The organism is Parabacteroides vesiculifaciens (assembly GCF_049860805.1).
Lineage (GTDB): Bacteria > Bacteroidota > Bacteroidia > Bacteroidales > Tannerellaceae > Parabacteroides.
The window spans coordinates 1,488,855-1,503,868 of sequence record NZ_CP187555.1; the positions used below are offsets into that span (position 1 = coordinate 1,488,855).

Here is a 15,014-nt window from a genome sequence, read left to right on the forward strand (position 1 = left end):
CACGTTAATAATACGTTGATCCTTCATTTATCAATACACCATCAGCATTATAGATATCGAACAAACCATCCTTACGTTCAAAAGCCCGGCCGTTTTCTGCAATCCCGACATTCCGGTATTTACAGGGTATACGCTCGTTGGCCTCCGAGTCGATCGCTCCGTATAACATGGTCGATTTCTTTCGTACAATTGTAAAATTCCCGAAAGTCTTCTTCATCTCATATTGGGCTTTCCTGTCGGCTAAAAGTTTGGCTGCTTCCTTCTCGTCACAAGAGATCAGGAGGCGTACGACCTCTTCCGTCAACTTAGTTTCTTTCGCTTTCGTGAAATCTTTCTTTGCATTCGTAAAATCGGCTTTTCCCATCTTCTCCTTGCCGGAAGCGATTAAAGCGGTATATTCCGCATCAATTTCTTCAGCAGTAGGCTGTGGTGGTTGTATTGTTATTTTTTTATCTTCAGTCGGAACCTGCTCAGTTTCCGGTTGTTTCCGCGGTTCATCAACTGTTGCAGGCATAACCTTTTCCGGTTGTCGGGCCGTTACTGTTTCCGTTTTCTTATCTCCGGCAAGAGGCGATTCTTCTTTTACCTCAGGAATTGTTGCTTCCTGAAGGGTTTGAGCCGAATCTTTCTCTTCTTCAACCGGATTAATCAACTCCGTCACATCCGGCTTTGTAGAGACTTTGTTCCCTTGCACCAGAAAAGCGACAGCTGATCCTATGCAGGCAAATATAGCAATAACCACCGATATCAGCACCCCTTTTCTTTTTTTCTTACGAGGCTGGGAAATAATTTCTTCGCTGTTTACAATCGTACGATCTTCGTCGTCCTCATTCTGAGGCAATTGATCGTTCTGGTGTATGACTGTCGTTTCGTCCTCCTCTTCCTGTCCGTCTGAGTTTTGCAATCCATTCGTGAACGTTTCTTCTTCCGGAGGAAGATCTAATGCCGCCATCATTTCGGCTACTGTTTGGTAGCGGTCGGCCGGAATGATTTGCATCGCCTTGATTATGGCAGCTTCCGTTTTGGGTGATATATCCTTATTCAGTTCCGACGGATTCTGCAGAGGACGCGTTGCCCGCAAAATAGATTCGGTTGGAATCTTTCCTGTCAGGAGGTTATACATGGTAGCTCCCAACGAATAGATATCCGGACACGGGGAGAAACTCTGTGTCCCTTCGTTATCATATTGTTCGATTGAAGCAAAACCTTTTGACAAGGTTAGCATGGTCGTACTGGTTTCCTGCTGTTCGATATCGTACCTTTTGCTTACGCCGAAATCGATCAGGCGTGCTTTCCCGGACGAGTCGATCAGGATATTGCTGGGTTTGATGTCCAGGTGGAGGATGTTCTTTTCATGTACAAACTGGAGTGCTTTCCCAATCTGGCGGACATACCTGAGGACTTTCGCTTCCGGCAATACCCCTTCCCTGTCCATCATATACTTGAGGGAACAGCCGGAAATATATTCCATGGCAATATAGGCTGTGTCGTTTTCTTCGAAAACTTCCAGCACATTTACGATATGAGGGTGGTGGACTTCAGAAAGTATCTTGGCTTCCTTGATAAGCTTTTCTTTGAATTTATCGAAAAGAACCCTACCTGTCTCGGAATGAACCTTGACAGCAAAAGATTCAGCTTCTCTGTAACAATAGTCTTTAAAGAAGTATTCTTTTATACAAATAGGCACCTCTGTTTGCACAGTTCCTAACGAGCCCTTCACTTCCGTATACCAGACGCCTTTGTAAGTTATACCAAAGCCGCCCTGACCAATTACATGAGTGATCCGATATTTTCCATTCTGAAGAACATGTCCGTTTGGCAAATTCATAACTATACTATGCGCAATTCTATTAATCTGCCAAAATTACGTTATTTATATAAAAGAATAAAGGAAAGAAAGAATATTTTGCTTAATTCCTGTAGAATCTAACACATTTTGTATAGGTATGATATAAAAAGAAAAGTTATCGCGCGTTTTTCCGCTGCAAGCGGACATGATTGCATTTTTTATTTCTTCCGGACTGCCTGAATGCTTGAATATTCCAGAAAGTTCCTCATTGCTAAGGCGTTCAAGCACGCCATCCGAACACATGAGCAGATAATCGCCTGCTTTGATATCGCTTAGCAGTATAACATCGGCCTCTGTCGGATGATCCGTCCCCTGCACAGCCCGTATGATTACATTCCGCTGCGGATGGTGCACAGCCTCTTCACGAGTGATCTTTCCCAGTTTCACCAACGAATTGACAAGTGAATGGTCTTCGGTCTGAAATAAGATATCTCCCTGCCTGAAATGATAAATCCGGCTATCTCCCACATGCGCCAGGGTTATGCCGCCCGTGCCGACAAAAACCATGGTTAAAGTGGTGGCCATTCCTTTTGCTTCCGGGTGAACGGCTACATAGTCATCGAAACGCGCTTCGGTATAACGGATTGCTTTATTAATAAAAGCAGCGGTTGGCTCACCTTCACGAAAAGTTGAGAAAAAAGTCTGGAAAGACTCGCAAGCCAACGAACTTGCAATCTCTCCTTTTTCAGCGCCACCAACACCGTCACATACCAAAAACAAATTTTGATTGGAGTTTGCCGTTTCCGGCAGAGGGTAGATGGAATCTTCGTTATTCAATCTGCCTCCTTTTTCGCTGACTGCCCAAGGTTTGCCGATCGTTATATTCATAGCATAGACAAATTTTATTCATTAAACCGGAGTACCGTACGACCGATAATAATCTCATCATTATTATTCAGTACGACAATCTCTCCATTCTCTAAGTAATTGCTATTATATAACGTATGATTTTTACTATTATTGTCAGAAAGATAATGTTTATAGCCACCTTTTGCATCTTTTTTCACCTCGATCCGGATATGCTCACGGCTCATTGACTTATCGGCCGTCACAATGCCGATCGTAGCCGTGGATGCATTGGATTTTCGTCCTATGATATAGAGGCCTTCCTGAAGGGGGAAGGTTTGCTCCGGCGTATCGGCATTTGCAATTACAGAGAGACGTCCGGTTGTCATACGAAGAGGTTGTACCAGAATCGTTTCCGATTCAGATGCGCTATTTCCTTTCTCCATAGACAGTAAAGAGACAGGAATCGGTTGTTTGCACTTCGGGCATTTGAAGGAGGTGATATCGAGGGGAATTTTCCCCTCGTCTACCTTTAACCCAACATGGCAATGTGGACATTTAACGGAAATCATAAGATAAATGATATGTCAGATCCGTCAATATCGGTCGAATATGTATCCAGCATGTCTGCATCGGACAGCATAATCGTGTCATCAGATAATGTAATAAAATCAGAAACATCAATACTTTCGTCAATCATTACAACATCCGACAAATCGTTTCCCCCGTCCACATCCACGATAACAGCGTCGGTCAGCATAGCTTCGTCGCTGTCTAAAGTCACGAATGTGTAATCCTCTTCTTGCATAAAATGTTATAATTAAATTTTCTGGAAACAAAAGTAAGGAAACGTATTGACATTCAATTATAAAATAGTTCCTTATAATCAAATGATTGGGTTTACTGTACGAAAGTATTACTTTTAGTATATGAAATGGAATATCTTATTCACTTACCCATTTAGCCTTACAGGAGGACATCGGGCATTGTTTTCTGTTGCGCAATGATTCCCAGGGTATTTCACCTAAAAAGGTTCCGCATTTAGGACAAACATAGTCGATTTTGAATTGATTGGTCAAATCTTGCAGCAGTTGCGGAATCTTGGCCGACTGTTTCGCACCCAGATAAATACCGACTGTCGGGGCACAGATCGTGATAAACAAGCTAAGCCCAAACAATTCCGGACTTCCTTTTCCAAGAAAACCGATTACAACCCCCACCACCCCGGGAAGGGCAAACGGAAGAGATTGAAACAACCTGGTTTTAAACTGGTTGGAAGATTGTATCTTAACCTTTGCTTGAATATAATTATCGTATACCTGTTTCAACGCCGCAAACTCCTCGCTATAATCATTATTAAACTTCAAGGCTTCCGGTATATTTAAAACATAATTATCTCCCAGCTTGATTGTGTCGCTGGGAGTAATATGCTTTTTAATGATCTGGGCACCATTGACGAATGTTCCGTTCGTAGAGCCCAAATCTTCAAGCAGCCAACATCCTCCCTCTTCACGAACCAGTTTTGCATGGTATCGGCTTACGTGAGGATCGTTTACCACAAAATCGTTATCGTTCGCTTTTCCAATTTTTATGATCATTCTGTAGCAACTTTTGGTTCTTCAGGTTTTCCCATCTCCTTTTCAAGATTGTCTTTCAATACTTTCAAAGGATCTTTGGATATCACCAATTCTCTCGGTTTCCCGTCCTGTGTCAATAATAATAATTTTTGCTTAGGCAGGTTTATTTGCAGGATGTGATTTTTATTAATGATATGGCTTTTGCCTACGCGCATCAGGATCGTGTTACAACCTGCCACCTGTTTCTCCAATATTTCTTCAATTTTCCCTATATTAATCGCAAAAGTGAATTGGATCCCGTTGGATAATAGTAATTTGGTATAATTTCTATCAGCTTCAAAATAGAGGATCTGCCCTATTTTAATACGCAACAATTCATCTCTCGTCTTAATTATTAAATACCGCTCCATACGTAGATATTGTTTTTTCGTTCATCATCAGAAAACAAATGTACGCTATTTTGCGGGATCTAAAAAAATATCCGGGCAGAAAAATAAATTTTCCGCCCGGATATTTAAAACTCTCTGCCGGAAAATCACCCCGGCAGCTATGAATGCCAAATCCCTTAATCTTCTAAAGCTGCCTGCGCCGCTGCGATACGTGCGATTGGCACGCGGAACGGTGAACAGGATACATAGTTCAGCCCTACTTTGTGGCAGAACTTCACAGAAGATGGTTCACCGCCATGTTCGCCACAAATACCACATTTCAAGTCCGGACGAATAGCTCGGCCTTTTTCGGTAGCCATACGGACCAACTGTCCTACTCCATTCTGGTCGAGAACCTGGAACGGATCGACTTTCAGAATTTTCTTTTCCAGGTAAACCGGAAGGAAGGATGCAATATCGTCACGAGAATAACCGAAGGTCATCTGTGTCAGGTCGTTTGTTCCGAATGAGAAGAACTCGGCAGAAGAGGCGATACGGTCTGCTGTCAATGCGGCACGCGGGATTTCGATCATCGTACCGACCTTAAAGTCGATACTGTCTCCCACTTCCTCGAACAATTGTGCGGCAGCTTTACGGATCACTTTTTCCTGTTCCTTGAATTCGTATAAGATACCCGTCAGCGGAACCATAATTTCAGGTTTTGCTTCGATACCTTCTTTCTTCAACTCGAGGGCTGCTCCCAAAATAGCACGTGTCTGCATCTCCGTAATTTCGGGATAGGTGTTACCCAAGCGGCAACCACGGTGTCCCAACATCGGATTATGTTCGCAAAGCGATTCCACACGTTTCTGAATTTCTTTTACAGATACGCCCATTGCTTCTGCCATTTCTGCCTGACCTTTCACATCATGAGGAACAAACTCATGCAGAGGAGGATCGAGCAAACGTACCGTTACCGGACAGCCGGCCATAGCTTTGAATATGCCTTTGAAGTCATCTTTCTGGTACGGCAAAATCTTTTCCAACGCGTTCTTACGTCCTTCTGCATCTTCAGCCAGGATCATCTCACGCATCGCTTTGATCTTTTCACCTTCGAAGAACATATGTTCCGTACGGCACAAACCTATACCAACTGCACCGAAACTACGTGCGATCGTAGCGTCGTGCGGAGTATCGGCATTCGTACGAACCTGCAACTTCGTATATTTATCAGCCAAAGTCATCAATTCGGCGAAATCACCCGACAGTTCGGCTGCTTTTGTTTCAACCTTTCCGACATAAACCGTTCCGGTCGTACCATTGATAGAGATATAGTCGCCTTCTTTCAACTTAACGCCATCGACTTCGACAGTCTTATTCTTATAATCGATCTCCAAAGCTCCGGCACCGGATACGCAGCATTTACCCATACCGCGGGCAACAACGGCAGCGTGTGAAGTCATACCGCCGCGAGCCGTCAGGATACCTTCGGCAACAGCCATACCTGCCAAGTCTTCAGGAGATGTTTCGATACGAACCATTACGACTTTCTTACCGTCAGCATGCCATTTTGCAGCATCATCGGCAAAGAATACGATTTGTCCGGTTGCAGCTCCCGGAGATGCCGGTAAACCTTTCACCCAAACTTTTGCCTGCTTTTCTGCCAACTTATCGAATACCGGGTGAAGCAGTTCATCCAATTTATTCGGTTCGATACGTTTCAAAGCCGTTTTCTCGTCGATCATTCCCTGATGCAACAAGTCGATTGCAATTTTAACCATTGCAGCACCGGTACGCTTTCCGTTACGGGTTTGCAGGAACCACAGTTTTCCTTCCTGTACGGTGAATTCCATATCCTGCATATCATGATAATGGTTTTCCAGTTTCGTCTGCAGTTCGTCCAGTTGTTTATAGATTTCCGGCATGGCTTCTTCCATCGAAGGATATTTAGCTACGCGGTCTTCTTCTGAAATACCGGCACGATCCGCCCAACGTTTAGATCCGATCTTCGTGATCTGCTGCGGTGTACGGATACCTGCTACAACATCTTCCCCTTGTGCATTGATCAGGTACTCGCCATTGAAGAGGTCTTCCCCATTACCGGCATCACGGGAGAAACATACACCGGTAGCGGAAGTCTCGCCCATATTACCGAATACCATAGCCTGTACGCTGACAGCCGTACCCCATTCGGCAGGAATACCTTCCATCTTACGATAGAGGATGGCACGTTCGTTCATCCAGCTGTCAAACACAGCACAAATAGCCCCCCAAAGCTGTTCATAAGCGGAAGTCGGGAAGTCTTTACCGGTCTGGGCCTTGACAGCTGCTTTAAATTTAGAGACCAGTGTCTTCAGGTCTTCCACCTCCAGTTCATTGTCCAGCTTAACGCCTTTGGCTTCCTTTACTTCTTCGATGATTGCTTCAAACGGATCGATATCTTCCTTATTGGTCGGCTTCATACCTAACACAACGTCCCCGTACATTTGTACGAAACGGCGATACGAATCCCATGCAAAGCGAGGATTGTTTGTCTTACGGCTCAAGCCTTCCACTACTTCATCGTTCAAACCCAGATTCAGGATCGTGTCCATCATACCCGGCATGGACGCACGGGCACCGGAACGAACGGATACCAACAACGGATTGGCTACATCTCCAAACTTTGAATTCATCAACGTCTCAATATTAGCAATTGCTTTTTCGACGTCTGATTTCAACAGTTCAACCACTTTGTCTTTTCCCAATTCATAATATTCGGAACATACTTCTGTGGTAATTGTAAATCCCGGAGGAACCGGAACACCAATCAGATTCATTTCGGCAAGGTTAGCACCTTTACCACCCAGCAGATTTCTCATATCCGCTTTACCTTCGGCTTTTCCATTTCCGAATGTGTAAACTCTTTTTCTTTCCATATTCGACAGTATTTAATTTTAGATTTTAGTTTTGCTATCTCCAGATTGCAATGCTGCAAATATATGCTATTTAAAGGTCGCATTTGCATGTATGGTTAAATAATTTTAGATGTTTTACAACTATTTTTCACCATCTATATCCGGTAAATAACTACATTTGCGTGCGGGAATTTTTAAAGCCTAAAAGAAATAGCCTGTATTCCAAAAGTTTTTTATAAGACTTCCGGAATACAGGCTGTTTAGTATCAGGGCTTTATCCAAGATTGATTACTTTTCGATTCGTATACGTGCATCTACGGCAAACAGTCCGCGCTCGGTTGCAACAAGCGGATTGATATCCATCTCCTTGATTTCGGATGCGAAACGGAGCAGCGTGGACAGGCGAACGATGATATCCGCATATTGCTGTTCGTCTACTCCCCGCTGACCGCGTGTACCTTTTATAATAGGATAACCGCGGAGGGAACGGATCATGGAATAGGTTTCGTCGTACGACAAAGGCGACAAGCCATAAGACACGTCTTTCAGTACTTCAACGAAAATACCTCCTAAGCCGCAGAACACGACATGGCCGAAACGATCCTCGTACTTGGCTCCCAAAAACAACTCCTGCCCTTTCAACATCGGCTGGACCATGACGGCTGTCACATCCGGCAAACGCATCATCCGCTCATATTCGAAAATCAGATGTTCTTCACTTCGGATATTCAGGGCGACACCGCCCATATCGCTCTTATGTATCGGACCGACTACTTTTGCAACTACCGGGAACTTCACTCTTTTGGCGAAGGCGACCAGTTCGTCGCGGTCGGTCGATGTAAACTCTTCCACCAAGGGTATCTGGGCCGCTTTCAGCAAGGTACGGACTTCTTCGGGATTCAGATAGCCGCTTCCGGGCAAGCGGTCGATAATACGACGGACTTCGGGAACGTCAACACCATACAGCTGGATATCCGTGCTCATAGGCTTCGGCGTGTTGATTACACGCGAGAGGGCCGTACCCAACGTCACCTCGTCCGAAAAGTTCACATGCCCTTTCTTCACGAAGCTTTTTACTTCCGGACCGGCTGTTACGATGGATGGCAATACCGGGAAAATCGGTTTCTTGCATTCTTCCATTTTCTTATGAAGCACTTCGTAGGTGTCGTATAGCTTTACCAATCCCGGACTACCGAAGATAACCATCATCAGGTCGATATCTTCAAAACGGTTTTCACAGAAATCGATGGCGGTAGCCAGGTGTTCGGGCGTACCCGTACCGATAATATCTATCGGATTGCCGACGGCAGCTCCCGGATAGAGTTTGGATTTCAATTCTGCGGCAAGCGGACCGTCCAGCTTGGGCACGTTCAGGCGTCCCTTTTCCAGTGCATCCGCCAACATAACGGCAGGGCCGCCGGCATGTGTGATAATCGCACAGTTCTTACCTTTCACTTCTTTCAAAGTAAAGATACTGGCAACAGTCGTCAATTCTTCACGGCTGAAGCAACGCACGATACCTGCCTTACGGAACAGAGCTTCCACTGCCGAGTCCGAGCTGGCGATCGCTCCCGTATGAGAAGATGCGGCACGCTTGCCGACATCCGTGCTGCCAGCTTTGATGGCCGCAATATGGCAACCCTTGCGAATCAGCGAAGAAGCATGGTAAAGGAGTTTATCGGGATTCTTGATCTGCTCGATATAGAGCATCTTTATTTTGGAGTCGAGGACCGGGTCGAAGTTGCGGTCCATATATTCGATCACTTCTTCCACGCCGATCTGCTTGGAATTGCCGACAGACCAGACAGAAGAAAAACGAAGGCCTTTTGTCAATGCAGACTCGATAATGAAAAGCGCCGTACCACCGGAACTGGACACGAAATCGACACCGTCGGCATGGAATTCGGGAATCGGCTGGGTAAAGACACCATGATAATGCATATTCATCAAACCGATGCAGTTCGGGCCGATCAATGAAGCACCTGCTTCGTTAATACTTTTCAGCATCTGTTCTTCCAGTATCGCTCCTTCATGCGTTTCTTCTCCGAAGCCGGCCGAAATAACGATGAATGCTTTTACATTTTTCTGTTTGGCAAGCACATCCACCGCTTCCGGGCAGGCCGGACCGGGGATAGAGATGATTGCCAGTTCCGTTTCCGGGATATCATGCACCGAGTGATAGGATTTCAGACCCTGCACATCGTCTTCTTTGGCATTTACGACATACAGTTCGCCTTTATACTTTCCGTCCAGTAGATTACGTACCAAACGGCCACCCGGTTTATGCACATTATTGGATCCTCCCACCACTACGATGCTCTGAGGATTAATTAATTCTCGGTTAATCATGACATTTTGATTGATTTGGTTCAATGAATGGGAACAAATATAGTTTATTTCTCCGTTTATTCATTGAATCCGGGGTAAATTATTTACATTTTGCACACTCGTCCACTAACCACCCGCACCAGGCATCCATCCCCGTACCCTTTGTCGCAGACACTTCGAATATTTGCAAGTGGTGGTTTACCTTCAAAGCATTATTCCGCAGCGTCTCCACATCCGTGTTCAGATAGGGAGCCAGATCGATCTTATTGATCACGCAGATATCCGCTTCGAGGAAGATGTGGGGATATTTCAACGGCTTGTCGTCTCCCTCGGTGGTACTGACGATCACGACTTTCTTCGCCTCTCCCAGATCGAACATGGCGGGACAGACAAGGTTACCGACATTCTCCACAAAAAGGATAGTGCCGTCAGAGGGATTCAGATGCTTGACGGCATGATTCACCATATCGGCCTCCAGATGGCAACCGGTTCCGGTATTGACCTGGAAAACGGGGACATTTAGAGCGGCAATGCGGTCGGCATCGTTCGAGGTCTGCTGGTCTCCTTCGATAACACAGATTTGCAAGGGCAGTTCGCCGGCCTCACCTGAGGTCAACCGGCGTATCGTTTCTTCCAGCAGAGTCGTCTTGCCGGAGCCGGGCGAACTCATCAGATTGAGGCAGAAAATATGTTTCGCCTCGAAATAGCCCCTGTTACGTTCGGCCAGCAGATTATTGCGCTGGAGAATATCCTGTTCCAGCGTTATTACTTTTCCATCATCGTGATGATGGCGATGTTCATGTCCGTGATCGTGTTCATGGTCATGATGGTGATCGTGATGATGATGCTCTCCGCATCCGCAAGTTCCACACATAAGCGTTTGTCTTTTTATTTTATAACAATTGATTTAATCCGAAGTTCCCGCCCCTTTGTGATATTTACCAAATACGAACCGCAACTGGGGCAAGGAGAGAACAAATTACTTACGGGAAAGACTGTTTCGCAATCGCTGCACTGCCCTTCCCCATCTATATAGTGACGGATTATCTTTGCTTTTTCGAGCAAAGTGCCTTTCACTGCGCTTTCCATCGCGAACTCCAATGTTTGCAACTCCACTCCGGCAAGGCGTCCGATCTCGAGCTCCACTTCTTCTATTTGCGAAGAATGGTGCTCTCGAGCTTGCTTTTCGGACAACTGAACGATACTTTGAGCAATAGATAATTCGTGCATAACCAGTTTCTTTATAACAATAGGGTTTACCAGATTCCCATACCTATGAGTATTTATTCTCATGCCTGTGAGAAAATATTCTCATGCTTGTGAGTATTTATTCTCACGCCTGCGAGAAGCGTGAGAAAATTAAGTCCTGTGCATCAACGCCTTGCAAAGACGCAGCAATTGCCAGTTGCCCGACCGCCACACCCCCGTCGTTGCAGGGGATACGCCCCGGCACGAACAGAGGGATACCGTCTTCGGCAAACAGACGTTGCAACTGTTCCGTCAGGCGTCTGTTCTGGAAACAGCCGCCGGAGATCACGACTTTGTTCGCTCCGGTCTGCATCCTGGATAGCTTAGCCTTCTCCACCAGTAACCATGCCAACGTATTATGGAAGCGGGCGGATATCCCGGCTACCGGAACGCCAGCAGCCAGATCCTCTAATATTCCTTTCAATACGGGACGCATGGAAATAGTCTCCCCTACTATTATAACAGGATAATGGCTTTGATGTTCATCGGAAGCCAGTTGTTCCAGCTTAACGGGGGCTTCTGCCTGATGGGTGGAGAGATCGCAGACACCCAGCAAGGACGCGACGGCATCGAACAGGCGGCCTGCGCTGGATGTGTAGGGAGTGTTAATCCCTTTCTCCATCATCTTCAGAAGCATTTGTATCTTCGTTTCTCCCACCCGTTCTTTGAAACCGGCAGGAAAGGATATCTCATCTCCGAAATAATGCCACAGGCAGGCAACCGCCATACGCCAGGGCTCGGTCGAAGCCTTATCGCCTCCGGGAAGGGGCATATATTCCAGATGCGAAAGCCGCTTGTACTCCCGGCGGTCGCAAAAGAAAATCTCGCCTCCCCAGGCTTTGCCGTCGTCACCCAGTCCCGTTCCGTCTAAGACAAGCGCGATTACCGGTTCGTCCAACCCGTATTCCAGCATACAGGCCACGGCATGGGCGTGGTGATGTTGCACGCGCAACAGAGGGAGATACAGGTCAGAAGCATAACGCTCCGCCTCACGGGAGGAAAGATAGTCGGGATGCAGGTCGCAAACCAGGCGGGAGGGCCGGAAACGGAAAAGATGCTGGAAGCGTTGCAGCGACTCCTTATAAAACTGATACGTCTCCCAGTTCTTCAGGTCGCCGATGTACTGGCTTTGCAGAATCGTTTCCCCCTTTCCTATGGCAAACGTATTTACCTTTTCGACTCCGAAAGCCATTATGCCTTCGACCGGAACATCCGCGAAGAACGGCTCCGGCACATATCCCCGCGAACGGCGTATCAGGCAGGGTTGCCCGCCACAGACCTGCAGCACGGAGTCGTCCACCCGGTTATGGATATCCCGGTTATGGTGGAGCAGAAGGGAGACTTTGCCGGCCAGTTGCTTTTCCGCCTCTTCGGGGGTTATGGCAATAGGGTATTCGCTAAGATTACCGCTCGTCATGACAAGAGCAGATGTCTCTAACTGCTCGAACCAATCGGAATGGACCGGCATATAAGGGAGCATACAGCCCAATGTCTCCATCCCCGGATTGACAGACGGGGCCAACGGCCGGAGTTGTTTCAGCAACACGATCGGGCGGCGCCAGGAAAGCAAAGATTCTTCCTCCGCCTGATTCAGGGAAGCATACCGGCGGACGCTCTCTATGTCTCGAAACAGTACGGCAAAAGGCTTGCCATCCCGCTGCTTGATCTCCCGGAGACGGGAAACCGCCTTCTCGCTTGTCGCATCGCAAACCAGGTGGTAGCCTCCTATCCCTTTCGCGGCAATCACCCCGCCTTCACGAAGCAGACGGGATGAGAGCGTGAGTAGCTCTGCATAGTCGGTAATCATTGCCTTATTATATAATGTATAGTAAGACGGCCCGCAATGGTTACAGGCAACAGGCTCGGCATGGAAGCGCCGATCGTTGACCGTCGTGTATTCTTTCCGGCAGTCCGGACACATCGGGAAAGCCGACATAGTCGTCTGGCTCCTGTCATAAGGCAGGTCACGAATGATGGAAAAGCGTGGTCCGCAATGTGTGCAATTGATGAAAGGGTATTGCAGGCGGTGGGGTTGCACCTTCCGGTCGCACAGGCATTCGGGACAAACGGCGATATCGGGCGCGACCTGTGTCACCTCGTCAGATTCCGAGCGACTGGGGGTGATGCGGAAGTCGGTGTATGGATTCTTTGCCTCTGCCCTTTCCGAAACGATTATCCGGTGGATGGAGGCCACCGGTGGGTGCTCACGGCGGATACGTTGAATAAAGAGTTCGCGTTGTCCAGGTGGAAGGACGGCGCGGATGCAGACCCCGTTATTCCGGTTGTCCACCTCTCCGCAAATCCCCATTTCGCTGGCAATGCGGTAGATAAACGGACGGAAGCCCACTCCCTGTACTAACCCTTGGACGGTAAGGACCGTTATAACAACTTCCTCCTCTTTCATCTTCTTTGTTTACGTTTTGACAAATGTAACCCCTTTTGGAGGAATACGCAAACCTGCCGGATGGCAATTTTCTATAGTGCTTATAAATTATATCTATCCGGGAGATAAATAGAAATGTGTGATATCGTACATTTCTTCAGAACATATTGCCTACTTTTGAAGTTAGATAAATATAACAAAGATTTTACTAATATGTGTCTTGCTATACCGGGAAAAATATTAAGCGTCGATGACTCCATCCCAGAGCTTAAAATGGCCAAAGTGGATTTTAGCGGAATCGTTAAGGATATATGTGTCCAGTGGGTCAATGTGTCTATTGGCGACTACGTGCTGGCGCATGCCGGCATGGCCATTTCCGTCGTCAATGCGAAAGAGGCGGAAGAGACGCTGGAAGACCTGAAGAAATTGACAATCGACTGTTAAAGGTAAATAACTGACAACCGGAATGAAATACGTAGACGAATACAGAGATAAAGAGCAAGTCCGTTCGCTCGTCCGGGCCATCCGGCAGGTGGTGACGCGTCCCTGGCATATCATGGAGATATGCGGGGGGCAGACGCACGCCATCGCCCGTTACCGCCTCGAAGAGATGTTGCCCGAGGAGGTGAAGTTGCTTCACGGGCCCGGTTGCCCGGTCTGCGTCACCCCGGCAGGTATCATCGACCGGGCGCTGGAGCTGGCCAAACAACCGGATGTCATACTGGCCTCATTCGGCGATATGATGCGCGTACCGGGAAGCCGGGAAGACCTGTTACGGGTCAAGGCGCGCGGGGCGGATGTCCGTATGCTCTATTCGCCGCTCGATGCCGTCGCTCTGGCGGCCGGCCATCCGGACAAGAAGGTCGTATTCTTTGCAATCGGCTTCGAGACGACTGCTCCCGTACACATGATAGCATTAAAAGAGGCCATGCGGCAGGGGTTGGATAACTTCTTCCTGCTAACATCCCTGTTCACGGTTCCGCCCGCCATAGAAGCGATCCTGTCCGACCCCGAATCGCGTGTCGACGGCTTCTTGACGGCAGGACACGTCTGCGCCATTACCGGAAACGAGGCCTATCATCCCCTGGCTACCCGATATAAGACACCGATGGTCGTGACGGGATTCGAACCAGCCGACCTGCTTTCAGGCATTTACCGTTGCCTGCTCCAACTGGAAGCGGGCACATATAAGGTAGAGAACGCCTATAAACGCGCCGTTCCAGAAGAAGGGAACCCGGCAGCCCGCACCCTGATGGGGGAAATGTTGGAACTCTGCGACCAGGAGTGGCGGGGCATCGGTGTCATTCCGCAAAGCGGGATGCGGCTGAAAGCGGGATTCGCACGGCAAGACGCTTCATGTCTTCTCCCTGCGCCTGATGCAAGTAAGGGGCAGGGAGAAGACAATCCCGCTCCGAGCGCAGGAAAAGACCGGTGTATCGCCGGCGACATCATGCGCGGGACGAAACAAACAAAAGACTGCCCCTTCTTTGGAACCCGTTGCACTCCGGATCACCCGGCCGGCGCACCGATGGTATCATCCGAAGGCGTATGTGCGGCTTATTACAGATACAAATAAGA

The 15,014-nt window shown here is 47.7% G+C and carries 13 protein-coding genes; 2 read left to right on the forward strand and 11 right to left on the reverse strand.

Annotated elements, in window-relative coordinates; all coding sequences use genetic code 11:
- Nucleotides 1–4 precede the first annotated feature (4 nt).
- The 11 genes from ACPYIV_RS06015 to hypF all read right to left on the reverse strand — a co-directional run bounded on the left by ACPYIV_RS06015 (nucleotide 5) and on the right by hypF (nucleotide 13,457).
- Complete coding sequence (locus tag ACPYIV_RS06015; protein WP_425886132.1) at nucleotides 5–1,828, reverse strand: serine/threonine protein kinase; 1,824 nt, start codon at nucleotides 1,826–1,828, stop codon at nucleotides 5–7.
- Nucleotides 1,829–1,873: 45 nt separating this feature from the next.
- Nucleotides 1,874–2,677 (reverse strand): PP2C family protein-serine/threonine phosphatase, encoded by an 804-nt coding sequence (locus ACPYIV_RS06020; RefSeq protein ID WP_293733737.1) that lies wholly within the window; start codon nucleotides 2,675–2,677, stop codon nucleotides 1,874–1,876.
- Nucleotides 2,678–2,691: 14 nt separating this feature from the next.
- The gene (locus tag ACPYIV_RS06025; protein WP_293740019.1) at nucleotides 2,692–3,207 is read right to left on the reverse strand and encodes an FHA domain-containing protein; all 516 of its coding nucleotides are present in this window, start codon (nucleotides 3,205–3,207) and stop codon (nucleotides 2,692–2,694) included.
- The gene (locus tag ACPYIV_RS06030) at nucleotides 3,204–3,443 is read right to left on the reverse strand and encodes a hypothetical protein (RefSeq protein ID WP_293733736.1); all 240 of its coding nucleotides are present in this window, start codon (nucleotides 3,441–3,443) and stop codon (nucleotides 3,204–3,206) included. Before ACPYIV_RS06030 ends, ACPYIV_RS06025 begins: the two co-directional genes overlap by 4 nt.
- A gap of 136 nt (nucleotides 3,444–3,579) precedes the next feature.
- Nucleotides 3,580–4,233 (reverse strand): FHA domain-containing protein, encoded by a 654-nt coding sequence (locus tag ACPYIV_RS06035; RefSeq protein ID WP_293733735.1) that lies wholly within the window; start codon nucleotides 4,231–4,233, stop codon nucleotides 3,580–3,582.
- Entirely contained in the window at nucleotides 4,230–4,622 is a 393-nt protein-coding gene (locus ACPYIV_RS06040; RefSeq protein ID WP_293733734.1) for a LytTR family DNA-binding domain-containing protein, read from the reverse strand. Before ACPYIV_RS06040 ends, ACPYIV_RS06035 begins: the two co-directional genes overlap by 4 nt.
- Nucleotides 4,623–4,777: 155 nt before the next feature.
- A complete protein-coding gene (gene ppdK / locus ACPYIV_RS06045; protein WP_293733733.1) occupies nucleotides 4,778–7,498 on the reverse strand; it encodes a pyruvate, phosphate dikinase in 2,721 nt (906 codons plus the stop codon).
- Nucleotides 7,499–7,765: 267 nt separating this feature from the next.
- Complete coding sequence (locus tag ACPYIV_RS06050; RefSeq protein ID WP_293733732.1) at nucleotides 7,766–9,826, reverse strand: acetate--CoA ligase family protein; 2,061 nt, start codon at nucleotides 9,824–9,826, stop codon at nucleotides 7,766–7,768.
- 79 nt (nucleotides 9,827–9,905) lie between these two features.
- Nucleotides 9,906–10,679, reverse strand: coding sequence for a hydrogenase nickel incorporation protein HypB (gene hypB, locus ACPYIV_RS06055; protein WP_425886137.1), 774 nt, complete (start codon nucleotides 10,677–10,679; stop codon nucleotides 9,906–9,908).
- A 14-nt stretch (nucleotides 10,680–10,693) separates the two neighbouring features.
- The gene (gene hypA / locus ACPYIV_RS06060) at nucleotides 10,694–11,035 is read right to left on the reverse strand and encodes a hydrogenase maturation nickel metallochaperone HypA (protein ID WP_293733730.1); all 342 of its coding nucleotides are present in this window, start codon (nucleotides 11,033–11,035) and stop codon (nucleotides 10,694–10,696) included.
- 103 nt (nucleotides 11,036–11,138) lie between these two features.
- Complete coding sequence (gene hypF / locus ACPYIV_RS06065) at nucleotides 11,139–13,457, reverse strand: carbamoyltransferase HypF (RefSeq protein ID WP_425886139.1); 2,319 nt, start codon at nucleotides 13,455–13,457, stop codon at nucleotides 11,139–11,141.
- Nucleotides 13,458–13,649: 192 nt separating this feature from the next.
- Between hypF and ACPYIV_RS06070 the strand changes: the two genes are divergently transcribed.
- Entirely contained in the window at nucleotides 13,650–13,880 is a 231-nt protein-coding gene (locus ACPYIV_RS06070) for a HypC/HybG/HupF family hydrogenase formation chaperone (RefSeq protein ID WP_293733728.1), read from the forward strand.
- A gap of 22 nt (nucleotides 13,881–13,902) precedes the next feature.
- Nucleotides 13,903–15,012: a hydrogenase formation protein HypD gene (gene hypD, locus ACPYIV_RS06075; protein WP_425886142.1), complete on the forward strand. Its 1,110-nt coding sequence runs from the start codon at nucleotides 13,903–13,905 to the stop codon at nucleotides 15,010–15,012.
- Nucleotides 15,013–15,014 lie beyond the last annotated feature (2 nt).

Bases quoted from the DNA above. Each gene is read 5' to 3' on its own strand.
- ACPYIV_RS06015 (WP_425886132.1), bottom strand. From the start codon at position 1,828: ATGAATTTGCCAAACGGACATGTTCTTCAGAATGGAAAATATCGGATC.
- ACPYIV_RS06020 (WP_293733737.1), bottom strand. From the start codon at position 2,677: ATGAATATAACGATCGGCAAACCTTGGGCAGTCAGCGAAAAAGGAGGC.
- ACPYIV_RS06025 (WP_293740019.1), bottom strand. From the start codon at position 3,207: ATGATTTCCGTTAAATGTCCACATTGCCATGTTGGGTTAAAGGTAGAC.
- ACPYIV_RS06030 (WP_293733736.1), bottom strand. From the start codon at position 3,443: ATGCAAGAAGAGGATTACACATTCGTGACTTTAGACAGCGACGAAGCT.
- ACPYIV_RS06035 (WP_293733735.1), bottom strand. From the start codon at position 4,233: ATGATCATAAAAATTGGAAAAGCGAACGATAACGATTTTGTGGTAAAC.
- ACPYIV_RS06040 (WP_293733734.1), bottom strand. From the start codon at position 4,622: ATGGAGCGGTATTTAATAATTAAGACGAGAGATGAATTGTTGCGTATT.
- ppdK (WP_293733733.1), bottom strand. From the start codon at position 7,498: ATGGAAAGAAAAAGAGTTTACACATTCGGAAATGGAAAAGCCGAAGGT.
- ACPYIV_RS06050 (WP_293733732.1), bottom strand. From the start codon at position 9,826: ATGATTAACCGAGAATTAATTAATCCTCAGAGCATCGTAGTGGTGGGA.
- hypB (WP_425886137.1), bottom strand. From the start codon at position 10,679: ATGTGTGGAACTTGCGGATGCGGAGAGCATCATCATCACGATCACCAT.
- hypA (WP_293733730.1), bottom strand. From the start codon at position 11,035: ATGCACGAATTATCTATTGCTCAAAGTATCGTTCAGTTGTCCGAAAAG.
- hypF (WP_425886139.1), bottom strand. From the start codon at position 13,457: ATGAAAGAGGAGGAAGTTGTTATAACGGTCCTTACCGTCCAAGGGTTA.
- ACPYIV_RS06070 (WP_293733728.1), top strand. From the start codon at position 13,650: ATGTGTCTTGCTATACCGGGAAAAATATTAAGCGTCGATGACTCCATC.
- hypD (WP_425886142.1), top strand. From the start codon at position 13,903: ATGAAATACGTAGACGAATACAGAGATAAAGAGCAAGTCCGTTCGCTC.